The sequence below is a fragment of the Kitasatospora sp. NPDC008050 genome (assembly GCF_042957465.1).
Taxonomy (GTDB): domain Bacteria; phylum Actinomycetota; class Actinomycetes; order Streptomycetales; family Streptomycetaceae; genus Kitasatospora.
Genome location: NZ_JBIBIJ010000001.1, coordinates 256,699 through 282,156 on the forward strand (window position 1 = coordinate 256,699; position 25,458 = coordinate 282,156).

Annotated in this window: 26 protein-coding genes; 3 read left to right on the top strand and 23 right to left on the bottom strand. The window is 72.5% G+C overall.

Annotated elements, in window-relative coordinates:
* Positions 1-248 precede the first annotated feature (248 nt).
* From ACFZB9_RS01010 to hisI, 15 genes are all read right to left on the bottom strand, one after another.
* Positions 249-992 carry a VIT1/CCC1 transporter family protein gene (locus tag ACFZB9_RS01010; RefSeq protein ID WP_391442651.1) on the bottom strand — a complete coding sequence of 248 codons (744 nt, stop codon included), beginning with the start codon at positions 990-992 and terminating at the stop codon, positions 249-251.
* A 233-nt stretch (positions 993-1,225) separates the two neighbouring features.
* Complete coding sequence (gene lgt, locus ACFZB9_RS01015; RefSeq protein ID WP_391442652.1) at positions 1,226-2,209, bottom strand: prolipoprotein diacylglyceryl transferase; 984 nt, start codon at positions 2,207-2,209, stop codon at positions 1,226-1,228.
* A 141-nt stretch (positions 2,210-2,350) separates the two neighbouring features.
* The gene (locus ACFZB9_RS01020; RefSeq protein WP_391442653.1) at positions 2,351-3,223 is read right to left on the bottom strand and encodes a DsbA family protein; all 873 of its coding nucleotides are present in this window, start codon (positions 3,221-3,223) and stop codon (positions 2,351-2,353) included.
* Positions 3,224-3,337: 114 nt separating this feature from the next.
* A complete protein-coding gene (locus tag ACFZB9_RS01025) occupies positions 3,338-3,829 on the bottom strand; it encodes a MauE/DoxX family redox-associated membrane protein (RefSeq protein ID WP_391442655.1) in 492 nt (163 codons plus the stop codon).
* Between the two features lie 126 nt (positions 3,830-3,955).
* Positions 3,956-4,144 carry a hypothetical protein gene (locus tag ACFZB9_RS01030; protein ID WP_391442656.1) on the bottom strand — a complete coding sequence of 63 codons (189 nt, stop codon included), beginning with the start codon at positions 4,142-4,144 and terminating at the stop codon, positions 3,956-3,958.
* A gap of 225 nt (positions 4,145-4,369) precedes the next feature.
* Positions 4,370-5,182 (bottom strand): tryptophan synthase subunit alpha, encoded by an 813-nt coding sequence (gene trpA / locus ACFZB9_RS01035; protein WP_391442657.1) that lies wholly within the window; start codon positions 5,180-5,182, stop codon positions 4,370-4,372.
* A 2-nt stretch (positions 5,183-5,184) separates the two neighbouring features.
* The gene (trpB, locus tag ACFZB9_RS01040) at positions 5,185-6,423 is read right to left on the bottom strand and encodes a tryptophan synthase subunit beta (protein WP_391442659.1); all 1,239 of its coding nucleotides are present in this window, start codon (positions 6,421-6,423) and stop codon (positions 5,185-5,187) included.
* A 64-nt stretch (positions 6,424-6,487) separates the two neighbouring features.
* Complete coding sequence (trpM, locus tag ACFZB9_RS01045; protein WP_391442661.1) at positions 6,488-6,676, bottom strand: tryptophan biosynthesis modulator TrpM; 189 nt, start codon at positions 6,674-6,676, stop codon at positions 6,488-6,490.
* A 103-nt stretch (positions 6,677-6,779) separates the two neighbouring features.
* Positions 6,780-7,589 (bottom strand): indole-3-glycerol phosphate synthase TrpC, encoded by an 810-nt coding sequence (gene trpC / locus ACFZB9_RS01050; RefSeq protein ID WP_391442662.1) that lies wholly within the window; start codon positions 7,587-7,589, stop codon positions 6,780-6,782.
* A 269-nt stretch (positions 7,590-7,858) separates the two neighbouring features.
* Positions 7,859-8,296 (bottom strand): DUF2752 domain-containing protein, encoded by a 438-nt coding sequence (locus ACFZB9_RS01055; protein ID WP_391442663.1) that lies wholly within the window; start codon positions 8,294-8,296, stop codon positions 7,859-7,861.
* A gap of 199 nt (positions 8,297-8,495) precedes the next feature.
* Positions 8,496-8,789 carry an HGxxPAAW family protein gene (locus ACFZB9_RS01060; RefSeq protein WP_391442664.1) on the bottom strand — a complete coding sequence of 98 codons (294 nt, stop codon included), beginning with the start codon at positions 8,787-8,789 and terminating at the stop codon, positions 8,496-8,498.
* A gap of 198 nt (positions 8,790-8,987) precedes the next feature.
* Entirely contained in the window at positions 8,988-9,635 is a 648-nt protein-coding gene (locus ACFZB9_RS01065) for a TIGR02234 family membrane protein (RefSeq protein ID WP_391442665.1), read from the bottom strand.
* A gap of 47 nt (positions 9,636-9,682) precedes the next feature.
* The gene (locus ACFZB9_RS01070; protein ID WP_391442667.1) at positions 9,683-10,228 is read right to left on the bottom strand and encodes a Uma2 family endonuclease; all 546 of its coding nucleotides are present in this window, start codon (positions 10,226-10,228) and stop codon (positions 9,683-9,685) included.
* Positions 10,229-10,277: 49 nt separating this feature from the next.
* Positions 10,278-11,795: an anthranilate synthase component I gene (locus ACFZB9_RS01075; protein ID WP_391443307.1), complete on the bottom strand. Its 1,518-nt coding sequence runs from the start codon at positions 11,793-11,795 to the stop codon at positions 10,278-10,280.
* Between the two features lie 57 nt (positions 11,796-11,852).
* Positions 11,853-12,236 (bottom strand): phosphoribosyl-AMP cyclohydrolase, encoded by a 384-nt coding sequence (gene hisI / locus ACFZB9_RS01080; protein ID WP_391442669.1) that lies wholly within the window; start codon positions 12,234-12,236, stop codon positions 11,853-11,855.
* Positions 12,237-12,333: 97 nt separating this feature from the next.
* Here hisI and ACFZB9_RS01085 point away from each other — a divergent pair, with 97 nt between their 5' ends.
* On the top strand, positions 12,334-12,873 hold the full coding sequence (locus ACFZB9_RS01085) for a hypothetical protein (protein ID WP_391442671.1): 540 nt from the start codon (positions 12,334-12,336) through the stop codon (positions 12,871-12,873).
* A gap of 27 nt (positions 12,874-12,900) precedes the next feature.
* Here ACFZB9_RS01085 and hisF read toward each other — a convergent pair whose 3' ends face one another.
* Genes hisF through hisD form a run of 8 tightly spaced genes read right to left on the bottom strand, consistent with a single transcriptional unit; the run spans position 12,901 to position 18,654 of the window.
* Positions 12,901-13,671, bottom strand: coding sequence for an imidazole glycerol phosphate synthase subunit HisF (hisF, locus tag ACFZB9_RS01090; protein ID WP_391442672.1), 771 nt, complete (start codon positions 13,669-13,671; stop codon positions 12,901-12,903).
* Positions 13,668-14,096 (bottom strand): RidA family protein, encoded by a 429-nt coding sequence (locus ACFZB9_RS01095; RefSeq protein WP_391442674.1) that lies wholly within the window; start codon positions 14,094-14,096, stop codon positions 13,668-13,670. Before ACFZB9_RS01095 ends, hisF begins: the two co-directional genes overlap by 4 nt.
* Positions 14,093-14,815, bottom strand: coding sequence for a bifunctional 1-(5-phosphoribosyl)-5-((5-phosphoribosylamino)methylideneamino)imidazole-4-carboxamide isomerase/phosphoribosylanthranilate isomerase PriA (gene priA, locus ACFZB9_RS01100; RefSeq protein ID WP_391442675.1), 723 nt, complete (start codon positions 14,813-14,815; stop codon positions 14,093-14,095). The genes ACFZB9_RS01095 and priA overlap by 4 nt, the downstream gene beginning before the upstream one ends.
* Positions 14,816-14,846: 31 nt before the next feature.
* Positions 14,847-15,482, bottom strand: coding sequence for an imidazole glycerol phosphate synthase subunit HisH (gene hisH / locus ACFZB9_RS01105; protein ID WP_391442677.1), 636 nt, complete (start codon positions 15,480-15,482; stop codon positions 14,847-14,849).
* Positions 15,483-15,506: 24 nt separating this feature from the next.
* Positions 15,507-15,656, bottom strand: coding sequence for a hypothetical protein (locus ACFZB9_RS01110; protein ID WP_327069634.1), 150 nt, complete (start codon positions 15,654-15,656; stop codon positions 15,507-15,509).
* Positions 15,653-16,246, bottom strand: a complete 594-nt coding sequence (hisB, locus tag ACFZB9_RS01115) for an imidazoleglycerol-phosphate dehydratase HisB (RefSeq protein ID WP_391442679.1) — start codon at positions 16,244-16,246, stop codon at positions 15,653-15,655. The genes ACFZB9_RS01110 and hisB overlap by 4 nt, the downstream gene beginning before the upstream one ends.
* 6 nt (positions 16,247-16,252) lie before the next feature.
* Positions 16,253-17,350: a histidinol-phosphate transaminase gene (locus ACFZB9_RS01120; RefSeq protein WP_391442681.1), complete on the bottom strand. Its 1,098-nt coding sequence runs from the start codon at positions 17,348-17,350 to the stop codon at positions 16,253-16,255.
* Positions 17,347-18,654: a histidinol dehydrogenase gene (gene hisD / locus ACFZB9_RS01125; RefSeq protein ID WP_391442682.1), complete on the bottom strand. Its 1,308-nt coding sequence runs from the start codon at positions 18,652-18,654 to the stop codon at positions 17,347-17,349. Before hisD ends, ACFZB9_RS01120 begins: the two co-directional genes overlap by 4 nt.
* A 95-nt stretch (positions 18,655-18,749) precedes the next feature.
* Between hisD and ACFZB9_RS01130 the strand changes: the two genes are divergently transcribed.
* Positions 18,750-20,615 (top strand): oxidoreductase, encoded by a 1,866-nt coding sequence (locus ACFZB9_RS01130; RefSeq protein WP_391442684.1) that lies wholly within the window; start codon positions 18,750-18,752, stop codon positions 20,613-20,615.
* Between the two features lie 752 nt (positions 20,616-21,367).
* A complete protein-coding gene (locus ACFZB9_RS01135; RefSeq protein ID WP_391442686.1) occupies positions 21,368-25,408 on the top strand; it encodes a Pls/PosA family non-ribosomal peptide synthetase in 4,041 nt (1,346 codons plus the stop codon).
* Positions 25,409-25,458: the final 50 nt, after the last annotated feature.

A 25,458-nucleotide genomic window follows, 5' to 3' on the forward strand; every position in this document is an offset into this window, starting at 1 on the left:
GGGCCGTTACCGGCCAGTAGTCACGCGCCCGGGAATCGGCTTCCCCACGGCTGCGTGCCTCACCAGTGTGCCCCGGCGTCCCGTCCCTGAAACAGGGCCGACATCCCACCGGCCACCGCCGCACGACAGTCCGCCTGCGATTCCACTCCGCGAGAACGACGCGAGGCGCTGGACCGATGGTCGCCAGCGCCTCGCAACAGGGATTCCTGCATGACTATGCGGATCCCTGAGTGATTTTCCACACACGGTCAGCCCACGTGGCCGCCGATCAGCGCACCCAGCAGGTAGGTCACGCCGGCCGCCGTGCCACCCAGCACCAGCTGGCGCAGCCCGCTGAACCACCAGCTGCGGGCCGTCACCCGGGCCACCACCGCGCCGCACAGGAACAGGCCGAGCACGGCCAGGATCAGCGCCGGCAGCAGCGAGGTGGCGCCCAGCAGGTAGGGCAGCAACGGCAGCAGGGCGCCGAGCGCGAAGCAGCCGAACGAGGAGACGGCGGCCACCAGCGGGCTGGGCAGGTCGTGCGGATCCAGGCCCAGCTCCTCGCGGGCGTGCACCTCCAGCGCCTGCTCCGGGTCGCGGGTCAGCTGCCGGGCCACCTCGCGGGCGAGCGCGGGCTCGACCCCGCGGGCGATGTAGACCTGCGCCAGCTCGGCCAGTTCGCCCTCCGGGTTGCGGCGCAGCTCGATCCGCTCGGCCTCGATCTCCGCCAGCACCAGCTCGCGCTGCGAGGCCACCGAGGTGTACTCCCCCGCCGCCATCGAGCAGGCACCGGCCGCCAGACCCGCGAGGCCGGTGAGGACCACCGTGCTGTTGGCCGCCGCACCGCCGACCACGCCGGTCATCAGCGCGAAGTTGGAGACCAGTCCGTCCATCGCGCCGAAGACCGCCGGGCGCAGCCAGCCGCCGTTGACGTCGCGGTGATGGCCCTCGGCCGGCACCCTGGGCTGGGCGGGCTCCTCGACGACGGGCTTGGTGATGGTCACGGACATGGTGGTGCGCCCTCCTGTTGCTGCTCCCCCCTGTCAGGCGCGTCCGGGCACGGCGAAAGCCGCGAGACCGGTGCCGCCACCAGGGCTTCTCACGCCTCGAACGTAGCCCGATGATCTGACGTTTTCCAGCAAGCAAGCCCTGGCTTACCTCGCTGACCTGCGGTTTTGTCAGCCGGGCAGCAGAACGGGCCCCGCAGTGCGTGCACTGCGGGGCCCGTGGGGTCGGGATGTGGTCAGGGCGCCGGGTGCTTCTCCTCGGACGCCTGGGCACCGCCGTCGGCCGCATCGGGACCGCTCGCGTCCTCGGGCAGATCCGTCTGCGGCTGCTCGTCCGCCGACGGCTCGCCCTCGACGGGCACCGCCGGCGTCACCGGCTGAGCCACCGGCAGGGCGGCGGGGTCGATCGAGTCGGGCGCCTCCCGCCCGGGCCGCTTCCGGCCGACGATCACCAGGTAGGCCACCGCGCCCAGGAAGACGACGATCGAGACCCAGTCGTTGAGCCGCAGGCCCAGGATGTGGTGCGCCTCGTCGATCCGCAGGTACTCGATCCAGGCCCGGCCCACCGTGTAGGCCGCGACGTAGAGCGCGAAGGCCCGGCCATGACCCAGCCTGTACCTGCGGTCGGCCCACAGGACCAGGAAGGCCACGCCGACGCACCAGATCGACTCGTACAGGAAGGTCGGCTGGAAGATCCCGTCGGTCACCGTGCCGTCCGGGTTGACCTTGTGGATGTGCAGGCCCCAGGGCAGCGTGGTGGCCTTGCCATAGAGCTCCTGGTTGAACCAGTTGCCCCAGCGGCCGCAGGCCTGGGCCAGCGCGATGCCGGGCGCGATGGCGTCCGCGTAGGCCGGCAGCGGCACCCCGCGGCGGCGGCAGCCGATCCAGGCCCCGACCGCGCCCAGCGCGATGGCGCCCCAGATGCCGAGGCCGCCCTCCCAGATCTTGAAGGCGTTCCAGGGGTTCTGACCCGGGTCGAAGTAGAGCTGGTGATCGGTGATCACGTGGTAGAGGCGGCCGCCGACCAGGCCGAACGGCACCGCCCAGACCGCGATGTCACCGACCGTGTGCTTGGCGCCACCACGGGCGACCCAGCGCTTGCTGCCGAGCCAGACGGCGACGGCGACACCGATGATGATGCAGAAGGCGTACGCGCGAAGCGGGATCGGTCCGAGGTGGATGACGCCCCGCGACGGGCTCGGGATGTAAGCGAGTTCCATGACGCCTCCGACGCTACCGTCTCGTGACCGCCGGACCGGCACCGACAGGGGTACCGGTTCGGAAACAGCCGAGCCCCGCACCCCGGGGGTCGGCGGGGAGTGCGGAGCGCGGCGATCCGGCCTCAGCCGCCGGGGCCGGCCTCAGCTGCCGGGGCTGGCCGGCGGCTGGTTGGGGTCGGTCTCGGCGGCCGTGCTGGTCGGCGCGGGGCTGGCCGAGGCGCTGCCGGTGGCGCCCAGCTGCTTGCCCTGGTTGGCCTCGTTCACCCACTTGACCAGGTTGTCCGGGGTGATCTCGTCGTTGCCGTTCTTCGGGTAGATCGGCTTGCCGTTGAGCAGCACGGTGGGGGTGGAGCTGTAGCCGGACTTGTCGAAGTCCTCCTCCACCGCCGAGACCCAGCTGCCGAACTTGTTGGTGTTGACGCAGGCTTCGAAGGTCGGCGAGTCCAGTCCGGGGACCTGCTTGGCCAGCTCGATCAGCTTGGACTTGTCCTTCCAGCTGTCCACCGTCTCGTCCGGCTGGTTGCGGTAGAGCACGTCGTGGTAGGCCCGGAAGTAGCCCGAGTCCTGGGCGCAGGCCAGCGCGTTGGCGCCGTTCTTGGATCCCTTGCCGCTGTCGTGCCGGTCGATGAACGAGACGATGTGGTAGTTGCCGAAGAGCTTGCCCTGGTCCTGCAACTGGTCGACGGTGGGCGCGAATTCACGCTCGAAGGCGCCGCAGGCCGGGCACCTGGGGTCCTCGTAGACGGTCAGCGTGGAGGGCGCGTTGGCCGGGCCGTCGGGGATCACCAGGTTCTTGTTGCCGATCGCGCCGGCCGGCGCGGCCTTCGGGGTCGAGGAGCTGGACCGGCCGTTCTGCACCACCACGCCGATGCCCGCCCCCAGCGCCAGGACCGCGAGCACCGAGCCGAGCACGATCAGCTTCTTCTTGCGGGCGTCCTTGGCCTCCTGGGCGACCCGCTCATCGCGCATCCGCTCGCGGGCCGTGCGCTTGCCTTCTCGGTTCTTCTCACTCATGTTCTTTTGCTTCCAGGGGATTTGGTGCCAGTCGGGGTGCCGGCGGGGGTACCGGCCGGATCGGCCGGATCGGCCAAGCTGCTCAGACGGTGAACTCCGGCGGGAGCGGCGGACTCAGACGGAGAGCCAGGAGTCCACCGACACCCTGGAGCGCGGCTTGACGACCAGCCAGAGCGCCAGCAGCAGGAAGCCGATGTCGCGCAGGATCTCCTGCAGGTACTGGGTCTGCGAGGCGGCCACCGCTCCGCCGCCGCCGAAGCAGCCGCAGTCGATGGCGATGCCGCGGGCCCAGGTGGAGGCGATGGCGGCGATGAAGGTCAGCAGCAGGATCACCGAGATCACCGCGGCGATCCGCACCCCGAGGCCGATCACCAGCAGCAGCGCCAGCCCGATCTCCAGGAACGGCAGCCCGTAGCCGACCGGCTTGACCAGCCCCTCGGGCAGGATCCGGTAGGCGCGCACCGCCTGGGCCGCCACCGCCGGATCGGAGATCTTCGCCAGCCCCGCCCAGGCCCAGACCACCGCGAGCCCCAACCGGACCACCGTGCTGATCCACGGGGCCGCCACCGCGAACCGCCGCCCCGCGACCTGCTCGCTCCCGGCCATCCGGCCACCCCCTCATCAGACGTCCGCCACGGGGGCACCGCGCCCGCCGGAGTTCCTGATGAACCGTAGGCGATTTCCGCCGCTTACTCCAATCTCGCCCCATTCACCCGAATGGGTGAGGATAGGTCATCTGTCCCTTTTGGTGACCCCGCCGGGGTTCTGCGGCGCCCCGCCGGTACCGTTCTGCCGGGCCGCCAGCTCGGCGCCACGCTTGGCCAGTGCGTGGCCCACCGCGTGTTCCCCGCCGAACGCCGCGGCCAGCACCAGGGCGGCGGCGACGGCCCTGAGCAGCACACCACGATGCGGGGCGACCACGGCGGCACCTCCCTCTCGTCGATCCCGGATGGTTGAGAAGTACACGAAGGGCAGCGACCCGAACCATTCCCCACGTCGCATCCGGTGCAACGGCCCGAGAAACCCGATGACACGTCAGGCCCCGTCGATTCACCCGTACGGGCCGAGGAATGCCGACCGTACGGGCCGGGGAACGCCGACGGCCCGCCACCCACTAGGGATGACGGGCCGTCAGGCACTCCGGTTTCAGCGCTTGCGCACGCCCTCGGCGAGATCGGCCGCGAGCTCGCGGACGGCCGCCAGGCCGGCCGCCTCGTCCCCGTCGGCGTCCAGGATCCGCTGCACGAAGGCCGAACCGACGATCACGCCGTCGGCGAAGCCCGCCACCTGGGCGGCCTGCGCCGCCGTGGAGACCCCCAGGCCCACGCAGACCGGCAGGCCGGTCACGGCCCGGGTGCGGGCGACCAGGTCCTCGGCCAGCTCGCCGACCTGCGCCCGGGAGCCGGTCACGCCCATCACGGCGGCCGCGTAGACGAAGCCGCTGCCGGCCGCGGTGACCTCGGCCAGCCGCCGGTCGCGACTGCTCGGAGCGACCACGAAGACCGTGTCCAGCCCGTGCTCACCCGCCGCCGCGCGCCACTGGGCGGACTCCTCCACCGGCAGGTCGGGCAGGATCACGCCCGCTCCCCCGGCGGCGGCCAGATCGGCGGCGAACCGGGCGACGCCGTAGCGCTCCACCGGGTTCCAGTAGGTCATCACCAGCACCGCCGCCGCGGGGTGGGTGTCGGCCACCTCCTGGACGGTGCGCAGCACGTCCTTGATCCGCACGCCCCCGCGCAGCGCGATGTCGTCGGCGGTCTGGATGGTCGGCCCGTCCAGCACCGGGTCGGAGTGCGGCAGGCCGACCTCGACGATGTCGCAGCCGCCCTCGACCAGGGCGTTGACCGCCTTGATCCCGCCGTCGACGGTGGGGAATCCGGCCGGCAGGTAGCCGATCAGCGCGGCCCGGTCGGCGGCCTTGGCAGCGGCCAGCACGGTGCTCAACTTGGAGGCGCCCATGGTCACTTGCCCTCGCTGTCGTAGAGGCCGAAGTACTGCGCGGCAGTGTGCATGTCCTTGTCGCCGCGACCGGAGAGGTTGACCAGGAGGGTGGCGTCCGGGCCCAGCTCGCGGCCCAGCACCAGCGCGCCGGCCAGCGCGTGGGCGCTCTCGATGGCCGGGATGATGCCCTCGGTGCGCGACAGCAGGCGCAGCGCCTGCATCGCCTCGTCGTCGGTGACCGGGCGGTACTCGGCCCGTCCGGAGTCCTTCAGGAACGCGTGCTCGGGGCCGATGCCGGGGTAGTCCAGGCCCGCCGAGATCGAGTGGCTCTCGATCGTCTGGCCGTCCTCGTCCTGGAGCACGTAGCTGCGCGCACCGTGCAGCACGCCGGGCTCGCCCTTGGTCAGGGTGGCCGCGTGGCGCGGGGTCTCGATGCCCTCACCGGCCGCTTCGCAGCCGATCAGGCGCACCCCGGCGTCCGGGATGAACTCGTGGAAGATCCCGATCGCGTTGGATCCGCCGCCCACGCAGGCGACCACGGCGTCCGGCAGCCGGCCGGTGCGCTCCAGCACCTGGGCGCGGGCCTCGACGCCGATCACCCGGTGGAAGTCGCGGACCATGGCCGGGAACGGGTGCGGGCCCGCCACCGTGCCGAACAGGTAGTGGGTGGAGTCGACGTTGGCGACCCAGTCGCGGAAGGCCTCGTTGATCGCGTCCTTCAGCGTGCGGCTGCCGGACTTGACGGCCACCACCTCGGCGCCGAGCATCCGCATCCGGGCCACGTTGAGCGCCTGGCGCTCGGTGTCGACCTCGCCCATGTAGATGGTGCAGTCGAAGCCGAAGAGCGCGCAGGCGGTGGCGGTGGCCACGCCGTGCTGTCCCGCGCCGGTCTCGGCGATGATCCTGGTCTTGCCCATCCGGCGGGTGAGCAGGGCCTGGCCGAGGACGTTGTTGATCTTGTGCGAGCCGGTGTGGTTGAGGTCCTCGCGCTTGAGCAGCACCCGGGCCCCGCCGGCCTCGGCGGAGAACCGGTGCACGTCGGTGAGCGGGCTGGGCCGCCCGGTGTAGTCCTTGAGCAGCAGGTCGAGCTCGGCGGTGAAGGCCGGGTCCTGCTTGGCCTTCGCGTACTCCTCGGCGACCTGCTCGACGGCGGCGACCAGCGCCTCCGGGATGAAGCGGCCGCCATAGGCGCCGAAGTAGCCCCGGGCGTCGGGAACCTGGGGGTCGGGAACCTGGGGGTCGGTCAGATTTTCGGACATGCGCAATCCTGAGGTGATGGGCACGCCTGGCGCACTGGGCGACGGGCGGACGGACGGACCGGACTCAAGCCTGTGCCGTCCGACGCCATCGGCGCCCGGGCACCTGCCCGGGCTCGCAGCCGATCACATAGCGCACCCGGCGCCCCAGCACCCGGCGTGCGGGCGCGCGGCAGCCGCGCGGGCGGCAGCCCTTCTCGAGGGCGCCGCCGAGGCGCGGCGGAAGGTGGGGGTCACGACCGAGTCCAAGCACCATCGACCGGTTCCGCGGAACAGGAGCGGCACCCGCCTTGCGCGGAGTCGAGGCCCAGCCCGACTCATCGGGCAGCAGGCGGGTGGCGATGGCCATCAGGTGCCGGTCAGCTCCGGCCGTGGCGCAGCGCCGGGTGGGCACCGGCGGCGACCAGGTCGGCGACGGCCGCCTTCGGGTCCCTGCCGGTCACCAGCGACTCGCCGACCAGCACCGCGTCCGCGCCCTCGTTCGCGTAGGCGATCAGGTCGTGCGGGCCGCGGACGCCGGACTCGGCCACCTTGACGATGTGGGCCGGAATCGCGTGCGCCACGTTGGCGAAGGTGTCGCGGTTCACCTCGAGCGTCTTGAGGTTGCGCGCGTTGACGCCGATGATCTTCGCGCCGGCGTCCACCGCGCGGGCGATCTCCTCCTCGTCGTGCACCTCGACCAGCGGGGTCAGCCCGATCGACTCGGCCCGCTCGATCAGCGAGACCAGCGCCGGCTGGTCGAGGGCGGCCACGATCAGCAGCGCGAGGTCGGCGCCGTGCGCGCGGGCCTCCCAGAGCTGGTAGGCGGTGACGATGAAGTCCTTGCGCAGCAGCGGGGTGTCCACCGCCGCCCGGACCGCGTCCAGGTCGGCCAGCGAGCCGCCGAAGCGGCGCTGCTCGGTGAGCACGCTGATCGCGGCCGCACCGCCGGCGGCGTAGTCGACCGCCAGCGAGGCCGGGTCGGCGATCGCGGCCAGCGCACCCTTGGACGGGCTGGAGCGCTTGACCTCGCAGATCACCCGCACGCCGTCGCCGCGCAGGGCGGCCACGCCGTCCTTGGCGTCCGGCGCCTTGGCGGCCAGCTCCTTGAGCTCGTCCAGGGAGACCCGGGCCTGCCGCTCCGCGAGGTCCGCACGGACCCCGTCGATGATCTCGTCGAGCACGCTCACGCGGGCGCCCCCATCAGTGTCTAGCCGGATGTTCCAAGCGGTGACGCGGGTTCCGTTCGGCTCCACACGCCCCCGCCGGCACTTCGATGGTATCGGCACCGGGGGGCGCGGGAAGCATCCGCCCGGCGCGCGTCTCGCGGAGCGGACCGGTTTCCGGGCAGGTGGGGCGGGTGGTGTCGGTGGCCGGACGGCCGCGGCGGGGCCGCGCGGGGGCGGGTGTGGATCTGATCACGCCCCCGTGCGAGGGAGCGGCGGCCGGTGGGTGCGGCTCAGACCAGCGGGGGTGCGAGCCCGGCGCCGCCGGGCAGGTTGCGGATGACCGTGAAAGCGAGCACCAGCACGCCCAGGCCGATCAGCCGGGAGCGGCTCAGCTCGATCCGCGGCGGGCGCCCACCGGTCAGCGCGGACCAGAACCAGCCCGCCCAGAGCACGCCGAGCACACCGAAGAGCGCGACGGCGAGCAGGTTGTCGTGGCAGGCGGTGGTCAGGTCGCCCCGGCTGAGTGCGTGCACACAGCGCAGGCCGCCGCAGCCCGGGCACCACCAGCCGGTGGCCTGGAGGAACGGGCAGGTCGGGTAGTGGCCCGGGGCGTTCGGGTCCACCGCCGAGACGTAGAGGCCGGGCAGCGCGACGGCACCGAGGGCGGCGAGCGGACGGGCCAGGCGGCGCAGCGCGGACGGGCCGGCTGTGGTGCTGGGGGCGGTCACGGTGCTGATTCTGCCCCCGTTCGGGTGGTCGACGCGCCACGCCGCGCGGGCGGCTGCGGCACGGGGCGCACGACCCGTCCCGCGCGCCCCGCCGGCTGCGCGCGGGGCCGCCCGGGGCCACCACGCACGCGGACCGGGGCGCCGGGCTGCTGGAGCCCCGGCGCCCCGGTCCGGGGGCACGCTGGATACCGCTACGGAGTCAGTGCGCGGCGGCGGTGACGGTCGCGGCGGCCTCGGTGGCCTCCGGCTTGGCCGTGACACCGCGGCGCGCGTCGGCCAGCACCTTCGCCACGGCGAGGTCCGGAGTCTTGCCCAAGCCGGCCATCGACATCGCCTTGCCGACCACACCGCCGATGAGGATGACCGCGATCCCGGCCCAGAAGATCGGCACCGACGCCATGATCATCGCGGCACCGCTGACGCAGAAACCGACGAAGATGATGGCCGAACCGGTCCAGGCCGCGGGGGTGTGTCCGTGGGCTTGCGACGACATCTGGGTACTCCTTGGTTCTGCGGCTCTACCGGGACCGGCGGCCGGGTCGGCGCGAAGGCGCCCCCAAACCGGCCACGGCCGATTGTCACCCTCCATTGTTGCGGACGCCTCCACGAGCCCCAAAGCCGGGTCCGGGTGAGGACGGTCACGGTTGACCCGCGGAGGGACGGGTAGCGGGCCGCCTCGTGGCGCGGTTTCTCAGCCGAGGGTCGGGTCCTCGCCGCGGTCCAGCGCCTTCCACAGGTCGGCGGGAGTGCGGGCGCCGCCGGCGGGGGCCTGCGCCTTGGCGACCGGGGCGTCGTAGCGGGTGCCCATGCTCGGCCACGCCCGCCCGCGCAGCACGGTGAGCCCTCCCGCGGCGGCCAGCAGCAGGCCGCCGAGCAGCGCCACCCACGGCCAGGCGGTGTGGCTGACCTGCTCGGCCGTGGTGCCGAGCAGCCCCAGCTTCTTGGCCGCCTCGGCGTCCACCGCGCCGCTGTCCACCGCGCCCGTCCCCGCCGCGGCGGCCGCGCCCAGACCGGCCAGGATCACCAGCGCGCCGACCAGGTAGCGCCCGACCCCGCGCACCGCGAAGATCGCCACCGCCGAGGCCAGCCCGACCAGCGCCAGCGCCCCCGGCAGCCCCGAGACGTCACTGCCGGTCGCACTCACCGCCAGCCCCTTGACCTGCCCCTCGCTCCAGGTCCGCCCGACCGCCACCAGCACCAGCACCGCCCCGGCCAGGGTGAGCAGCAGCATCAGCAGCAGACTGCGCCGGTCCGCGGCGGTACGGGCGGGAGCGGGAGCGGGAGCGGGAGCGGCCGGGACGGCGGCAGAGGCGGGGACGGGTGACGGTGTGGCGGTCATCCGTCCACTATCCCCCGGCTCCCCTCACACCCCCGCACCGGGTGCCATCAGCCGCGCGGGAAACCCGTCGTGTCGATCACGATCTCGCGGCCTTCGAGCGGCAGCACCAGGTTCTCCCCGAACGGGACGGGCTCACTCGACGCGTAGACGCCCTCGGGCTGCGGGGAGCTGTGGATCGTGCAGAGCGCGGAGGAGGGGTCGATCACGACGTAGAGCGGGATGCCACATTCGGCGTAGAGCGTGACCTTCTTGACGAAGTCGTTGTCCTGGCTGGACTTGGAGACGACCTCCAGGACCGCTTCGAGGTCGTGCCACTCGTAACGGCCACGGCTGTTGTGCTCCGCCTCGGGAGCGACGATCGCCAGATCAGGGGCGTATCCGTACTGGCTGGACGGGAAGTCGACCATCACATCCGAGAGGATGTCGCCCCGGTCCGCGAGCTGCGCCTGGATCTGCGGGGCCGCGCTGAGGATGACCTTCCACTGCTCCTCCCCCTGTGGCGTCATGATGATCTTCCCGTCCGTGATCTCCACCCGGTAGCCGCGCGGCAGGTTGGCCGACTCCAGCACATCCCAGGCGCTCTCGGTTGCCATCGCGGTCACCCTCGCCACCTCCCGATGAGATACAACGACCCAGCGCTCCTCACGATACCGGCGCCCGCAGCGTGTTCGCCGTGGCGACGGCGCGCAGGACGGCGGCGGCCTTGTTGCGGCACTCGGTGTCCTCGCTCACCGGGTCGGAGTCGGCGACGACGCCCGCGCCCGCCTGGACGTAGGCGATGTGGTCGCGCAGGACAGCGGTGCGGATCGCGATCGCGGTGTCGGCGTCGCCGGCGAAGTCGAGGTAGCCGACGCAGCCGCCGTACAAGCCGCGGCGGGTGGGTTCGAGCTCCTCGATGATCCGCATCGCGCGGGGCTTGGGGGCACCGGAGAGGGTGCCGGCCGGGAAGCAGGCGGTGAGCACGTCGAAGGCGGTGCGGCCGTCGGCGACCTCGCCCGTGACGGTGGAGACGATGTGCATCACGTGGCTGTAGCGCTCCACCGACATGAAGTCGACCACCTCGACGCTGCCCGGGGTGCAGACCCGGCCCAGGTCGTTGCGGCCCAGGTCGACCAGCATCAGGTGCTCGGCGCGCTCCTTGGGGTCGGCGAGCAGCTCGGCGGCCAGCTCGGCGTCCTCCTGCGGGGTGCTGCCGCGGTGCCGGGTGCCGGCAATCGGGTGCACCATCGCCTGACCCTGCGTCACCTTGACCAGCGCCTCGGGGCTGGAGCCGACCACGTCGAAGCCGCCCTCGGCGTCGCCGTCCGGGCCGGGGAAGCGGAACAGGTACATGTACGGGCTGGGGTTGGTGGTGCGCAGCACGCGGTAGACGTCGAGGGCGGAGGCCGGGCAGGGCGCCTCGAAGCGCTGGGAGGGGACCACCTGGAACGCCTCGCCGGCCCGGATCCGCTCCTTGATCTGCTCCACCGCCGCTTGGTAGGGCGCGCCGCCGAACGCCGACACGGCGTCAGCCGCGGTGGGGGTGACGGTGGCCAGGCCCGGCTCGACCGGCTTGCCCAGCTCGGCCTCCATCGCGTCCAGCCGGGCCACCGCGTCCGCGTAGGCCTCGTCGACGCCGCTGGCCAGGTCGTTGTGGTTGACCGCGTTGGCGATCAGCAGCACGCTGCCGTCCACGTGGTCGAGGACCGCGAGATCGGTGGCGAGCATCATGGTCAGCTCGGGCAGGTGGAGGTCGTCCGGGTTGAGGTCGGGCAGCTTCTCCAGGCGGCGCACGATGTCGTAGCCGAGGTAGCCGACCAGGCCGCCGGTGAGCGGCGGCAGGCCGTCGTCGGCCGGCCGCGGGGTGTGCAGGGCGGTCAGCGCGGCGCGCAGCACCTCCAGCGGGTCGCCGTCGCGCGGGATGCCGACCGGCGGGGTGCCCAGCCAGCGGGCCTCGCCGTCGGGGCCGGCGGTCAGGGTGGCCGCGCTGCGCACGCCGACGAAGGAGTAGCGCGACCAACTGCGGCCCTGCTCGGCCGACTCCAGCAGGAAGGTGCCGGGCCGCTCGGCCGCCAGCGAGCGGTAGAGGCCGATCGGCGTGAGGCCGTCCGCCAGGAGCCGGCGGGTGACCGGGATGACCCGGGTGTCGGCAGCGAGCTTGCGGAAGGCGTCGAGTTCCATGGGGTCGGGCACCGATCTCTTGGAGGTGGGCGGGCGGGGGCGCGGCGGGCGGGGCGCTCAGCGGGGCAGCAGGACGTCCTCGTCGAAGCAGGTCCTGGCCCCGGTGTGGCACGCGGCGCCGACCTGGTCGACCTGGACCAGCAGGGTGTCCCCGTCGCAGTCCAGCGCCACCGACTTGACGTGCTGCAGGTGGCCCGAGGTGTCGCCCTTGACCCAGTACTCGTGGCGGCTGCGGCTCCAGTAGGTGCAGCGCCCGGTGGTCAGGGTGCGGTGCAGTGCCTCGTCGTCCATCCAGCCGAGCATCAGCACCTCACCGGTGTCGAACTGCTGCGCGACGGCGGGCAGTAGCCCGTCCTCGGTGCGCTTGAGGCGGGCGGCGATGGCCGGGTCGAGGGCAGTGCTGCCGGGGGTGGCGGGGACGGACGGCGTTACGGAGGACATGCGGACATTGTGGCAGGCCCGGGCCGGGCGCGGGGACTGCCCGCGATCTACCGCAAAGGCCCACCGGGGCGGGCCGCGGTGCGGGATTCTGGTGCCCATGACCCAGTCCGCACGCCGCACCGGACCACTGCTCGCACTCGCCGTCGTGCTGCTGCTCACCGCGGGTGCGGTGACGGCGGCGCTGCTCTGGCCCGCGCCCGGGCACCGGGCGGCCGCGCCGCCGCCCAGCCCCTCGCCGTCGGCCTCCCCGTCCCCCTCGCCCTCCCCGAGCCCGAGCAAGGCGCTGCCGTATCCGTGGTTCGCGGTCGGCAGCTGCCTGGACCACCCGCAGTTGAGCCCGGTGATCACCACCGCCCAGCCGCGCCCCTGCGACCAGCCGCACGACGCGGAGGCGATCGCCAACCCGAAGCTGCCGGACGGGCTGACCAAGGAGAGCCAGATCGCCATGGCGATGCTGACGGCCTGCCAGCCCTCGGTGGACAGTTGGAAGGCCGCGCAGGGTGGCGGAACCTACTACAGCTTCCCGCTGGGCCTCTCGCTGGCCTACTACACCCAGGGCTTCCGCGAGGTGACCTGCCTGCTGACGGTCTCCCAGCACGAGGGCGGCCCGAAGCTGACGGGCCCGCTCAAGAGCTGACCCGTCAGCACGCAGGCCCGGCGGGCCTCAGCGCACCGGGTGGCCCGCTTCGCGCAGCGCGCTCTTCACGTCGCCGATCCGCAGGTCGCCGAAGTGGAAGACGGAGGCGGCCAGCACCGCGTCCGCCCCGGCCTCGACCGCCGGGGCGAAATCGGCGAGCTTGCCCGCGCCGCCGGAGGCGATCACCGGGACGGCCACCCGCTCGCGCACCGCGCGGATCATCGCCAGGTCGTAGCCGTCCTTGGTGCCGTCCGCGTCCATCGAGTTGAGCAGGATCTCACCGGCGCCCAACTCGGCGGCGCGCTCGGCCCATTCGACGGCGTCCAGGCCGGTGCCGCGGCGCCCGCCGTGGGTGGTCACCTCGTAGCCGGACGGAGTCCCGGCACCGTCCTGGGCCCGGCGGGCGTCCACCGACAGGACCAGCACCTGGCGGCCGAACCGCTCGGCGATCTCGCGGATCAGCTCCGGGCGGGCGATCGCCGCGGTGTTGACGCCGACCTTGTCGGCGCCGGCCCGCAGCAGCTTGTCCACGTCCTCGACGGCCCGGATGCCGCCGCCCACGGTGAGCGGGATGAAGACCTGCTCGGCGGTGCGGCGCACCACGTCGTAGGTGGTCTCCCGGTCGCCGGACGAGGCGGTGATGTCCAGGAAGGTCAACTCGTCGGCGCCCTGGGCGTCGTAGGCGCGGGCCAGCTCGACCGGGTCGCCCGCGTCGCGCAGGTTCTGGAAGTTGACGCCCTTGACCACCCGGCCCGCGTCCACGTCCAGGCAGGGGATCACTCGTACGGCCAGGGTCACGGGGTACTGCCTTCCAGAGTCTTGCCCAACCCGGCGCGGTAGGCGTCGAGTTCGACCTCGACCATCATCCGGGAGTCGATCAGCCCGGCCACCACCAGCATGGTGGCGGCCGGCCGGACGGCGTCGAAGAGCTGCTTGTGCGCCCGGCCCACCTCGTCGGCGTCGCGGACATGGGTGAGGAACACCCGGGTGCGGACCACGTCGTCCGCCGTCAGACCGTAGGCGGTCAGCGCGTCGAGCGCCGCGCCGAAGGCGGTGAGGGCCTGGTTGTACGGGTCGTCGTGCTCGATCCGGCCGTTCACCAGGGCGGTGCAGCCGGAGACGTGCACCTGGTCGCCGGCCGCCACCGCGCGGGAGAAGCCGAACTGCTCCTCCCAGGGCGAGAAACCCGACACCCGGCCGCGAACGATCTGACGATCTGTCACGAGACAGCCTCCAAGGCCTCTTCGAGGGTGAACTTCTGCTCGTAGAGGGCCTTGCCCACAATCGAACCCTCGACACCCTCGGGCACCAGGGTGGCGATCGCGCGCAGGTCGTCCAGCGAGGAGACGCCGCCGGAGGCGACCACCGGACGGTCGGTGCGGGCGCAGACGTCGCGCAGCAGCTGGAGGTTGGGGCCGGTCAGGGTGCCGTCCCGGTTGACGTCGGTGACCACGTAGCGCGCGCAGCCCTCGGCGTCCAGGCGGGCCAGCACCTCGAAGAGGTCGCCGCCGTCCCTGGTCCAGCCGCGCCCGCGCAGCGTGGTGCCGACCACGTCCAGGCCCACCGCGATCTTGTCGCCGTGCTCGGCGATCACCTTGGCCACCCACTCGGGGGACTCCAGCGCGGCGGTACCGAGGTTGACCCGGGTGCAGCCGGTGGCGAGGGCCGCGGCCAGCGACTCGTCGTCGCGGATCCCGCCGGACAGCTCGACCTTGATGTCCAGGCGCCCGGTCACCTCGCGCAGCAGCTCACGGTTGCTGCCGGTGCCGAAGGCGGCGTCGAGGTCGACCAGATGCAGCCACTCGGCGCCGGCCTGCTGCCAGGCCAGCGCGGCGGCCAGCGGCTCGCCGAAGGAGGTCTCGGTGCCGGAGGCGCCCTTGACCAGGCGCACGGCCTGGCCGTCGCGGACGTCGACGGCGGGGAGGAGTTCGAGGCGGCTCATCGTGTACAACTTTCCTGGCTTCAAAGGGGCTTCAGAGAGTGTTGACCCAGTTGGTGAGCAACTCGGCGCCGGCGTCGCCGGACTTCTCGGGGTGGAACTGGGTGGCCCAGAGCGGACCGTTCTCGACGGCTGCGACGAACGGCTGACCGTGGGTGGTCCAGCTGACCAGCGGAGCGTGGATCTTCTCGTTGGTGATCTCCAGCTCCCAGCGCCGCACCCCGTAGGAGTGCACGAAGTAGAACCGGGCCTCGGGATCCATCCCGGCGAAGAGCCGGCTGCGCTCGGGCCAGGAGACGGTGTTCCAGCCCATGTGCGGGACGACCGGCGCGTCCAGCGGCTCGACGGTACCGGGCCACTCGTCACAGCCCGCCGTCTCGACCCCGTGCTCGACCCCGCGCTCGAAGAGGATCTGCATGCCCACGCAGATGCCCAGCACCGGGCGGCCGCCGGCCAGCCGGCGTCCGATGATCTGCTCGCCGCGCACCGCCTTGAGCCCGCGCATGCAGGCTTCGAAGGCACCCACGCCCGGCACCAGCAGACCGTCCGCGTCCAGCGCCTGCTGGAAGTCGGAGGTCACCGTGACGGTGGCGCCGGTGCGCTCCACGGCCCGCTGCGCGGACCGCAGGTTTCCCGATCCGTAGTCGAGGACCACGACGTTCTTGCCCATGTGAATTCTTTCCGTGGTCCGGGACTAGAGGCGCATGACGCCGGCGGCCAGGCAGAACGCCGAGCTGATGGCGAGCAGGAAGACGACGCCCTTGGGGAGCTTCTGCTTCCAGAACGAGTACACGCCGCCGCCCAGGAACAGGCCGACGACGATCAGGATCGTCGCCTTGTTCACAGCGCGCCCTTCGTCGAGGGGAGGATGCCGGCCGCGCGCGGATCGAACTCCGCGGCGTAGCGCAGCGCCCGGGCCAGCGCCTTGAACTGGCACTCCACGATGTGGTGGGCGTTGCGGCCGTAGGGGACGTGCACGTGCAGGGCTATCTGCGCCTGGGCCACGAAGGACTCCAGGATGTGCCGGGTCATGGTGACGTCGTAGCTGCCGATCATCGGCGCCATGTTCTGGGGCTCGGTGTGCACCAGGTAGGGGCGGCCCGAGAGGTCCACGGTCACCTGGGCCAGCGACTCGTCCAGCGGGACGGTGCAGTTGCCGAACCGGTAGATGCCCACCTTGTCGCCGAGCGCCTGCTTGAAGGCGGCGCCCAGCGCGAGGGCGGTGTCCTCGATGGTGTGGTGGGTGTCGATGTGCAGATCGCCCTCGGTCTTCACGGTGAGGTCGAACAGGCCGTGCCGGCCCAGCTGGTCGAGCATGTGGTCGTAGAACCCGACGCCCGTGGAGATGTCGGTCTGGCCGGTGCCGTCGAGATCGATCTCGACCAGGACCGTGGTCTCCTTCGTGGTGCGCTCCACGCGCCCGATACGGGACATGTCCGGTTACAGCTCCTTGATCACGGTGGCCACGGCGGCCAGGAAGGCGTCGTTCTCGGCGGGAGTGCCGGCGGTGACGCGAAGCCGCCCTGGTACGCCGTTGTTGCGGACCAGCACGCCCTGGTCGAGCACCGCCTGCCAGACGGCCTGCGGGTCCTCGAAGGTCCCGAACTGGATGAAGTTCGAGTCCGAGTCGGTCACCGCAAGACCCATCGCGCGCAGCGCCTCGACCACCCGGTCGCGCTCGGCCTTGAGCTTCTCGACGTAGCCGAGCAGCGTGTCGGTGTGCTCCAGGCAGGCCAGCGCGGTCGCCTGGGTGACGGCGGACAGGTGGTAGGGCAGCCGGACCAGTTGGACGGCGTCCACCACCGCCCGGTCCGCGGCCAGGTAGCCCAGCCGCAGGCCCGCCGCGCCGAACGCCTTGGACATGGTGCGGGTGATCACCAGCAGCGGCCGCCCGTCCAGCAGCGGCAGCAGCGAGGCGCGGTGCGAGAACTCGACGTACGCCTCGTCCACGATCACCAGGGTCGGCTTGACCGCCTGCGCGGCCTCGTACAGCGCGAGCACCGTCTCGCGCTCGACGGCGGTGCCGGTCGGGTTGTTCGGCGAGCAGATGAAGAGCACGTCGGGGCGGTGCTCGGCCAGCGCCGTGACCGCGTTCTCGACGTCGATGGTGAAGTCGGCCCGGCGCGGGCCGGCGATCCACCGGGTGCCGGTGCCGCGCGAGATCAGCTCGTGCATCTGGTAGGACGGCTCGAAGCCGAGCGCGCTGCGGCCCGGGCCGCCGAAGGTCTGCAGCAGCTGCTGGATGATCTCGTTGGAGCCGTTGGCCGCCCAGACCTGCTCCAGGCCGCGCTCGAACCCGGTGGTGCGGGTCAGGTAGCGGGCCAGCTCGGTGCGCAGCTCGACGGCGTCGCGGTCCGGGTAGCGGTTGAGGTCGCGGGCCGCCGCGGCCACCCGCTCGGCGATCCGGGCCACCAGCGGCTCGGGCAGCTGGTAGGGGTTCTCGTTGGTGTTCAGCTGGACCGGGACGTCCAGCTGCGGGGCGCCGTAGGGCGACTGTCCGCGCAGCTCGTCGCGGACGGGGAGGTCGTCGATCTTCAAGAGTTCGGCACCGTCCAGTCGAAGCGAGCACGAATGGCGTCACCGTGCCCGGGCAGGTCCTCGGCGTTGGCGAGGTTGACCACGTGCTCGGCGATCTCCGCCAGCGCCTCGCGGCTGTAGTCGATCACGTGGATGCCGCGCAGGAAGGACTGCACGGACAGGCCCGAGGAGTGGCAGGCGCAGCCGCCGGTGGGCAGCACGTGGTTGGAGCCGGCCGCGTAGTCGCCCAGCGAGACCGGGGCGAAGCGGCCGACGAAGATCGCGCCGGCGTTGCGCACCCGGGCGGCCACCGCGGCGGCGTCCCGGGTCTGGATCTCCAGGTGCTCGGCGGCGTAGGCGTTGACCACGGCCAGCCCCTGCTCCAGGCCGTCCACCAGCACGATGCCGGACTGCCGCCCGGCCAGCGCCTGGGCGACCCGCTCGCGGTGCTTGGTCTTCGCCACCTGCTCCGCCAGCTCGGCCTCGACCGCGTCGGCCAGCGCGAGCGAGTCGGTGACCAGCACGGAGGCGGCCATCGGGTCGTGCTCGGCCTGGCTGATCAGGTCGGCGGCCACCTCGGCGGGCACCGCGCTGTCGTCGGCCAGGATGGCGATCTCGGTCGGCCCGGCCTCGGCATCGATCCCGATCCGGCCCTTGAGCAGGCGCTTGGCGGCGGCCACGTAGATGTTGCCCGGGCCTGTGACCAGATTCACGGGCGGGCACTCGGCGGTGCCGTAGGCGAACATCGCGATCGCCTGGGCGCCGCCGACCGCGTACACCTCGGTGACGCCCAGCAGCGCGCAGGCGGCCAGGATCGCCGGGTGCACCTTGCCCCCGCAGTCCTTCTGCGGCGGCGAGGTGACCGCGATGCCCGGGACACCGGCCTCCTGGGCGGGGACCACATTCATCACAACGGAGGACGGGTAGACGGCCAGGCCGCCCGGCACGTAGAGGCCGACCCGGTCCACCGGCACCCAGCGCTCGCTGACCGTGCCGCCCGGCACCACCTGGGTGGTGTGGTCGGTGCGGCGCTGCTCGCGGTGGACCAGGCGGGCCCGGCGGATCGACTCCTCCAGGGCCGCGCGCACCTTCGGGTCCAGCGTTTCCAGCGCGGCGGTGATCTCCGCCTCGGGCACCCGGGTGCGGGTGAGCCGGACCCCGTCGAAACGCTCGGTGAGCTCGACCAGCGCCGCGACCCCGCGATGGCGTACGTCCTCGCAGATCGGCCGCACCTTCTCCAGGGCGGCTTCCACGTCGAACTCGGCACGGGGCAGCAGGTCGCGCGGGTCGCCGGTGGCGCCGCGCAGGTCGATTCGAGAGATCACAGGCCCAAGTGTAAGGAGTGGCCGGAATAGGTGGTCCCGCATTTCAGTCCGTGATACGAACGCTGAGACTGTCAGCGGCATGGGGGGAGCTGGGCATGAGCGAGGCGCCGGCGGACTGGAATCCGGTGGAGCAGCGGCTGTGGGAGGACTTCCGGCGCGGCGCGGTCTGTGACCTGTCCGTGCACGACCGGGCCGCCGACGACCCGGGCGCGCCCGCCGACTGGGGTCCGGAGCGAACAGTACGAGCCACCGTCCTCGCCCTGCTGCTGCTCAACGGCCCCGCCGCCGTCCCCGGCACGGTGCGCGGCCTCAAGCTCACCGGCGCGCTGATCACCGGGCGCCTCGACCTGGCGGGCGGCCGGATCGAGGACTTCATCGAGCTGCGCGGCTGCCGCTTCGACACCGGCGTGCTGCTCTCCGAGGCGCAGGGCGGCACCATCCGTTTCGACGGCTGCTGGCTGCCCCGGCTGGACGCCTCACGGCTGATCACCACCGGGGACCTGGTGCTGGCCCGCTGCGCGGTGGCCTCCGGGATCCGGCTGACCGACGCCCAGATCGGCACCGACCTGATCGTCAACCACCTGGTGGTCGGCGGCGACCAGAACGGCCGCGCGTTCTCCGCCGACGGCCTCGCGGTGCACCAGGACTTCGAGGCGGACCGGCTGGTCACCTACGGCGATCTGAGCCTGCGCACCGCCAAGGTCGGCGGCCGGCTCTCGCTGCGCGGCGCCCAGCTGCACGGCCGGCCGGGGCAGAGCAACTGCCTGAACGCGGCCCGGATCAGCGTGGGCAGCACCTGCTACCTGTCCGGCTGGCTGCCCGCGCAGGTGGTCAGGTCGCGGGTGGACGCGCACTGGCAGGCGCAGGCACCGCTGAGCTACAGCCTGCAGAGCCGGGATCCGGGGCCGTACTACCGCGACCCGCAGAGCAGCGACCCGGGCGCCCGGCTGGGCGGGGAGTCGGCCTTCCCGGACGTCCCTGCCGTCCCGGACGCGCCCGAGGTGCCGGACCTGCCCGCGCCGCGCTCGGCGGCGGCCGAGTCCGAGAGCACAGCCGAGCCCGAGAACGCGGCCGAGCCCGAGAACGCAGCCGAGGCGCCGCTCGCCCTGGGCAGCGACCCGGGCAGCATGTACGGCCAGGGCTTCGGCCAGGTGGAGCCGGCCGGCAGCCGGAGCATGCCGTTCCGCGCCTTCGGCGGGGTGCGCCTGGACGACGCCCGGTTCGAGAGCGCCTGCCTGATCTCCAACGCCGAGTTCCACCTCGGCCACGGCCAGGAGCTGTCGCTGCGCCGGATCCAGACCCCGGAGCTGCGCTTCACCTGCCCGACCCCGCCCACCGGCACCGTCGCCCTCTCCCGGGCCCGGGTCGGCAATCTGGTGGACATCCCGCAGGCCTGGCCGCGCAACGGCAGGGTCCGGCTGACCGGCTTCGCCTACGAGTCGCTGCGCCCGCCGGAGGACTCCACGTTCACCGTCGAACAGCGGATCGCCTGGCTGGACCACGCGCTGGACACCTACCACCCCGAGCCCTACGAGCAGCTGGCGGCCGCGCTGCGCCGCGACGGCCTGGACGAGGACGCCCGCGAGGTGCAGTACGCCAAGCAGCGCCGCCGTCGCCAGGGCCTGCCGCTGCCGGGGCGGGCCTGGTGCTGGTTCCAGGACATCACCGTCGGCTACGGCTACCGCCCGGGCCGCGCGGCCCTGTGGCTGGTGGCCGCCTGGGCGCTGGGCGCCCTGTGGTTCGCCGGCCATCAGCCCGCGCCGGTCAAGCTCGACGAGCACCCGCACTGGAACCCGGCGCTCTACTCGGCCAGCCTGGTGCTGCCGATCGTCAACCTGGGCCAGGACGGCTGGGCCCCGGCCGGCTTCAGCCAGTGGCTGAGCGCGGCGCTGGTGCTGACCGGCTGGCTGCTGGCCACCACGGCCGTCACCGGTGCGACCCGGGTCCTGCAGCGCGGCTGAGCCACGCGAAGGCGTGCACGAGCGCACTGGCCCGGCACGACCGCTGATCGACCCCTGGCCCTCCGGTGCGGCACACCCTTGCCGTCCCCTCGTTCGCAACCCCCGCGCCCCGGCCGCGAAAGCGTCCCGACCCTTTGCCGCCGACCCTCGACGGGAATGCGGTCGCGCTCGGAATCAAAGATTCCCCCTCGCCTCTCCCCGGTGTTCGGAAAAAGTCCCCGTGTGATCGAACAAACGCGCTGGCCACCCTTATCCGCCGGTCTTTCGACGGGCCGGTCGGCCGCCGCTTCCAGGGGCGCCACACGAGACAGCGGGACGCTAAATGAGAAATTCCTGAGTGCCCCCGGTCATCCTTGCCTCAGTTGCGCGGACCGGCATAGTGTCCGACGTGTTAAATCGCCGAAAGGTGAATGGGGGGCGTCCGCCTCGCGGACGGAGTGCCATGTTGTCGGTCGCACATCGGCGGAGAAACCGCCGACTGTGCCAAGCGCCGCACCGGCACGGGGGATTGAGCGGATCGACGGGCGGTGACGCGTCGATCGCCGGGCCGTGCGCAGGTCGCGCGAGCCGGCCGGTGGCCGATCCAGAGATTTGCCACGGTTTTACCACGCCGCGCCGAAAGCCCTTTCGGCGCTTTGCGCTTCCCACCGTCAGAGTTATTCCGATGATCCCTCGAATGCCCATTGGTGGGCGTCGGGCGTTAATCAACGGCTGTTGCAACCACCGCTACTCTCCTGCGGACAGGAGGAATCATGCCGAGAGTTGAATCGCCCTCGCAGCACAGCTCGCCACGAGGCGGCCCGGACGTTTCGGAGCCCGCCGGCCACTGGATTCTGCCGTCGGTCCCGTGGCTCGCCCGGTACTTCGAGCGGACCTGCGACCGGGTGCCGGACAATACGGCCGTCAGCTGCGGCGCCGTCCACCTCAGCTATGCCGAACTCGACCGGCGGGCCAACCAGTTGGCCCGGCTGCTGCGAGCGCGCGGGGCCGGCCCCGGCGCGAGTGTCGGAATTCTGCTGGAGCGCTCCCCCGAGGCCTACATCACCTTGCTCGCGGTGCTGAAGTCCGGTGCGGCGTATGTGCCGCTGGATCCCTCGTTCCCCGCCGACCGGGTGGCCTTCATCGCGCAGGACGCCGGACTGTGCGACCTGGTGACCACCTCGTCGATGCGCCACCGGACCCACGACCTGCCCGGCCGGATTCTCGAACTCGACGAGCTCACCGACCAGTTGATCGTGCAGTCGGCGGACAGGCCGGCCGTCGGGATCGACCCCTCGGCGGTCTGCTACGTCATCTACACCTCGGGGACCACCGGACGGCCCAAGGGCGTGGCCGTCTCGCACGCCAACATCGTCAACTTCCTGCAGTCCGTCGCGCCGATCTACCAGGTGCGCGAGGAGGACCGGGTCTACCAGGGGCTCTCGCTCGCCTTCGACTTCTCGGTCGAGGAGATCTGGCCCGCCTGGGTGGTGGGCGCCACCCTGGTGGCGGGGCCGACCGACGACCGGCGGGTGGGCGAGGGGCTGGCCGCCTTCCTGGTCGAGCAGGCGATCACCGTGCTCTGCTGCGTGCCGACCCTGCTGACCACCATCGAGGCCGAGGTCTCCTCGCTGCGCAGCCTGCTGGTCAGCGGCGAGGCCTGCCCGCCCGACCTGGTCAGACGCTGGTCCAAGCCGGGCCGGCGGTTCCTGAACGTCTACGGGCCCACCGAGTCGACGGTCAGCGCCACCTGCGGCGAACTGTCGCCGCGCCGCCCGGTCACCATCGGCACGCCGCTGCCCAGTTACCGGGTCTACCTGCTCGACGAGAAGCTGCGCCCGGTGCCGGAGGGCGAGAGCGGGGAGATCTGCATCGGCGGCCCCGGGGTGGCGATCGGCTACCTCAACCGGCCCGAACTGACCGCCGAGAAGTTCGTCACCAACCCGGTGGCGCACGACCGCGAACAGAGCCCGCGCATCTACCGCACCGGCGACCTGGGCAGACGCACCCCGACCGGGGAGATCGAGTTCCTGGGCCGGATCGACACCCAGGTCAAGATCCGCGGCTACCGGATCGAGCTGGCCGAGATCGAGGAGGTGCTCCGCGAGGACGCCGCCGTCGAGAACGCGGTGGTCGTGCCGCGCGAACACGACGGCGTGGTGCAGGACCTGATCGGCTACCTCACCCTGACCGGCGGCACGGCCGCGGACGGCGAGGAGCTGCGCGAGCGCCTGCACACCACGCTGCGTGGCCGGCTGCCCGAGTACATGATCCCCTCCTTCGTCGAGGTGCTGCCCGCCTTCCCGCTGCTGGCGGCGGACAAGGTCGACCGGGCCGCGCTGCCCGCGCCCACCTCACCGCCGCTGGCCAGACGTTCCCGCCCGCACGCGGCCGCCGCAACCGCCACCGAGCGCCGCCTCGCCGAGGCCTGGCAGGAGGTGCTGGGGCTGACCCGGCTCTCCGTGGAGGACGACTTCTTCCTCGACCTGGGCGGCCACTCGATGGCCGCGGCCCGGCTGATGTCGCGGCTGCGCCGGCTGCCGGAGCTGGCCCACCTGGCCATCGCCGACCTGTACGGCAACCCCACGGTGCGGGCGCTGGCCGGCTTCGTCGACCGGACCAGGGCCGCCGCACCGCAGCCGGACCGCGTGCAGGGTCCACCGCCGCGCCGTCGCTCCACGCTCCGGGTGGCGCTCTGCGGAAGTGCCCAACTCGCCCTGCTGTATGGTTGGTTGATGGTCTTCGGACTACCCGCCCTGGTGCTGCTCTACCGCCTGCTGGCCGCCTGGCACGAACCGCTGCCGGGGCTGGCCGTCATCGGCCCGCTGAGCCGCCTCGCGCACCTGGGAGTCGGTGCGTTCGTGCCGCTGGAGATCGGCTGGACGCTGCTGGACCTGCTGCTCTTCCCGGTGCTGGGCTGCCGGCTGCTACTGGCCGGGGTGCGGCCGGGCTGGTATCCGCTCTGGGGCGTGACCTACCTGCGGTTCTGGCTCTTCACCAAGGTGATGGCGACCTCGCCGGTCGCGCTGCTGGCCGGCTCGCCCCTGCTGCCGCCGTTCCTGCGGCTGCTCGGCGCGCGGGTCGGGCGCGGCTGCCACGTCTCGACACCGTTCGGCCTGCCCCGGTTCGTCGAACTCGGCGACCACGTCAGCGTGGGCTACGGCGCCCGGGTGCAGTCCTACACGGTCGAGGGCGGCTGGCTGCGGCTGGCACCCGTCAAGCTCGGTGACGGCAGCTGCCTGGGGACCAACAGCGTGGTGCTGCCCGGTGCCGTGCTCGGCGCGGGTGCCTCGGTCGGCGAGCAGTCGCTGCTCTGGGCCGACCACGAGGTGCCGGCCGGCGAGCACTGGTCCGGCGCACCGGCCACCGCGCAGGAGGCCGCCCCGCCGGTGCTCCAGGCCATGGCGGAGCAGCCCGACGAAGGGCCCTGGCCGCTGCGGGTGCTGGCCGGCTACGTCGGCGGCGCGCTGCTGCTCGTCCTGGTCCCGCTGCTCGTCGCGGCCGCCGGATCGGCGCTGATCGGCTGGGTGGCCTGGCAGGACGGCCTCGGCTGGGCGCTGCTCTCCACCCTGGCGGGTGGACCGGTCTTCGTGCTGGTCACCTGCACCCTGGTGGTCCTGGTCAAGCGGGCGGTACTGCCCCGGGTGCGGGCCGGCATCCACGCCGAGCGCAGCGGCTTCGGGGTGCGCAAGTGGATCGGCGACGGCCTGCTGACCACCAGTCTGACGCTGACCCACTCGCTCTACTCCACGCTCTACCTGGTGCCGTTCCTGCGCCTGCTCGGCGCCCGCACCGGCCGCCGCTCCGAGGTGGCGACGATCAGCTTCGTCGACCCGGACATGCTGATCATCGGCGAGGAGAGCTTCGTCGCGGACGTCAGCGTGGTGGCCCCCGCGGTCTTCCACCGCGGCCGGATCGCGCTGGCGCCCGCCGAGATCGGCAAGCGCAGCTTCGTGGGCAACGGCGCGCTGCTGCCGGGCTCCTGCCGGATGGGCGACAACAGCCTGCTGGGCGTGCACTCGGTGGCACCGGCCAAGCCGGTCGACCCGGAGACCACCTGGCTCGGCTCACCAGCGATCTTCCTGCCGCGCCGCGAGGAGAGCCAGAGCTTCCCGCCCAAGTACACCTACGACCCCAGCCCCGGGCTGATCGCCGCCCGCCTGGCCATCGAGTACCTGCGCGTCACGCTCCCCTCGACCCTCGCGGCCGTCGGCGCGCTCGGCGCCCTGTACGCGGGCATCGCGCTGGCCCGCAACGGCTCCCCCCTGCTGGTCCTGCTGCTGGGCCCCGCCCTGCTGCTGGGCGCCGGCCTGTTCGCCACCCTGCTGGTGGTGCTGCTCAAGTGGCTGGTCATCGGCCGCTACCGGCCCCGGGTGGAGCCGCTGTGGGGCATCTGGGTGCGGCGCACCGAGCTGATCACCGGCCTGTTCGAGAACCTGGTGGTGCCCGCCCTGCTGAACTTCCTCACCGGCAGCCCGCTGGCGCCCTGGGTGATGCGGCTGTTCGGCGCCCGGATCGGGCGGCGGGTCTGGCTCAACACGACCTACCTCACCGAGTTCGACCTGGTCGAGGTCGGCGATGACGCGGCCGTCGGCGAGGTCACCTCACTGCAGACCCACCTGTTCGAGGACCGGATCATGAAGATGTCCAAGGTCCGGGTCGGGCAAGCGAGTTCGGTGGGTCCGCGCTGCGTGGTGCTGTACGACGCCGAGGTCGGCGACGGCACCTGCCTGGACGCGCTGTCGCTGGTCATGAAGGGCGAGCAGCTGCCGCCCGGCACCCGCTGGCGCGGCATCCCCGCCCGCCGCTGCTGAACCGTTCCACTGCGCTCCGCCGCCACCCACCCACCTCTTCCGGGAGACCT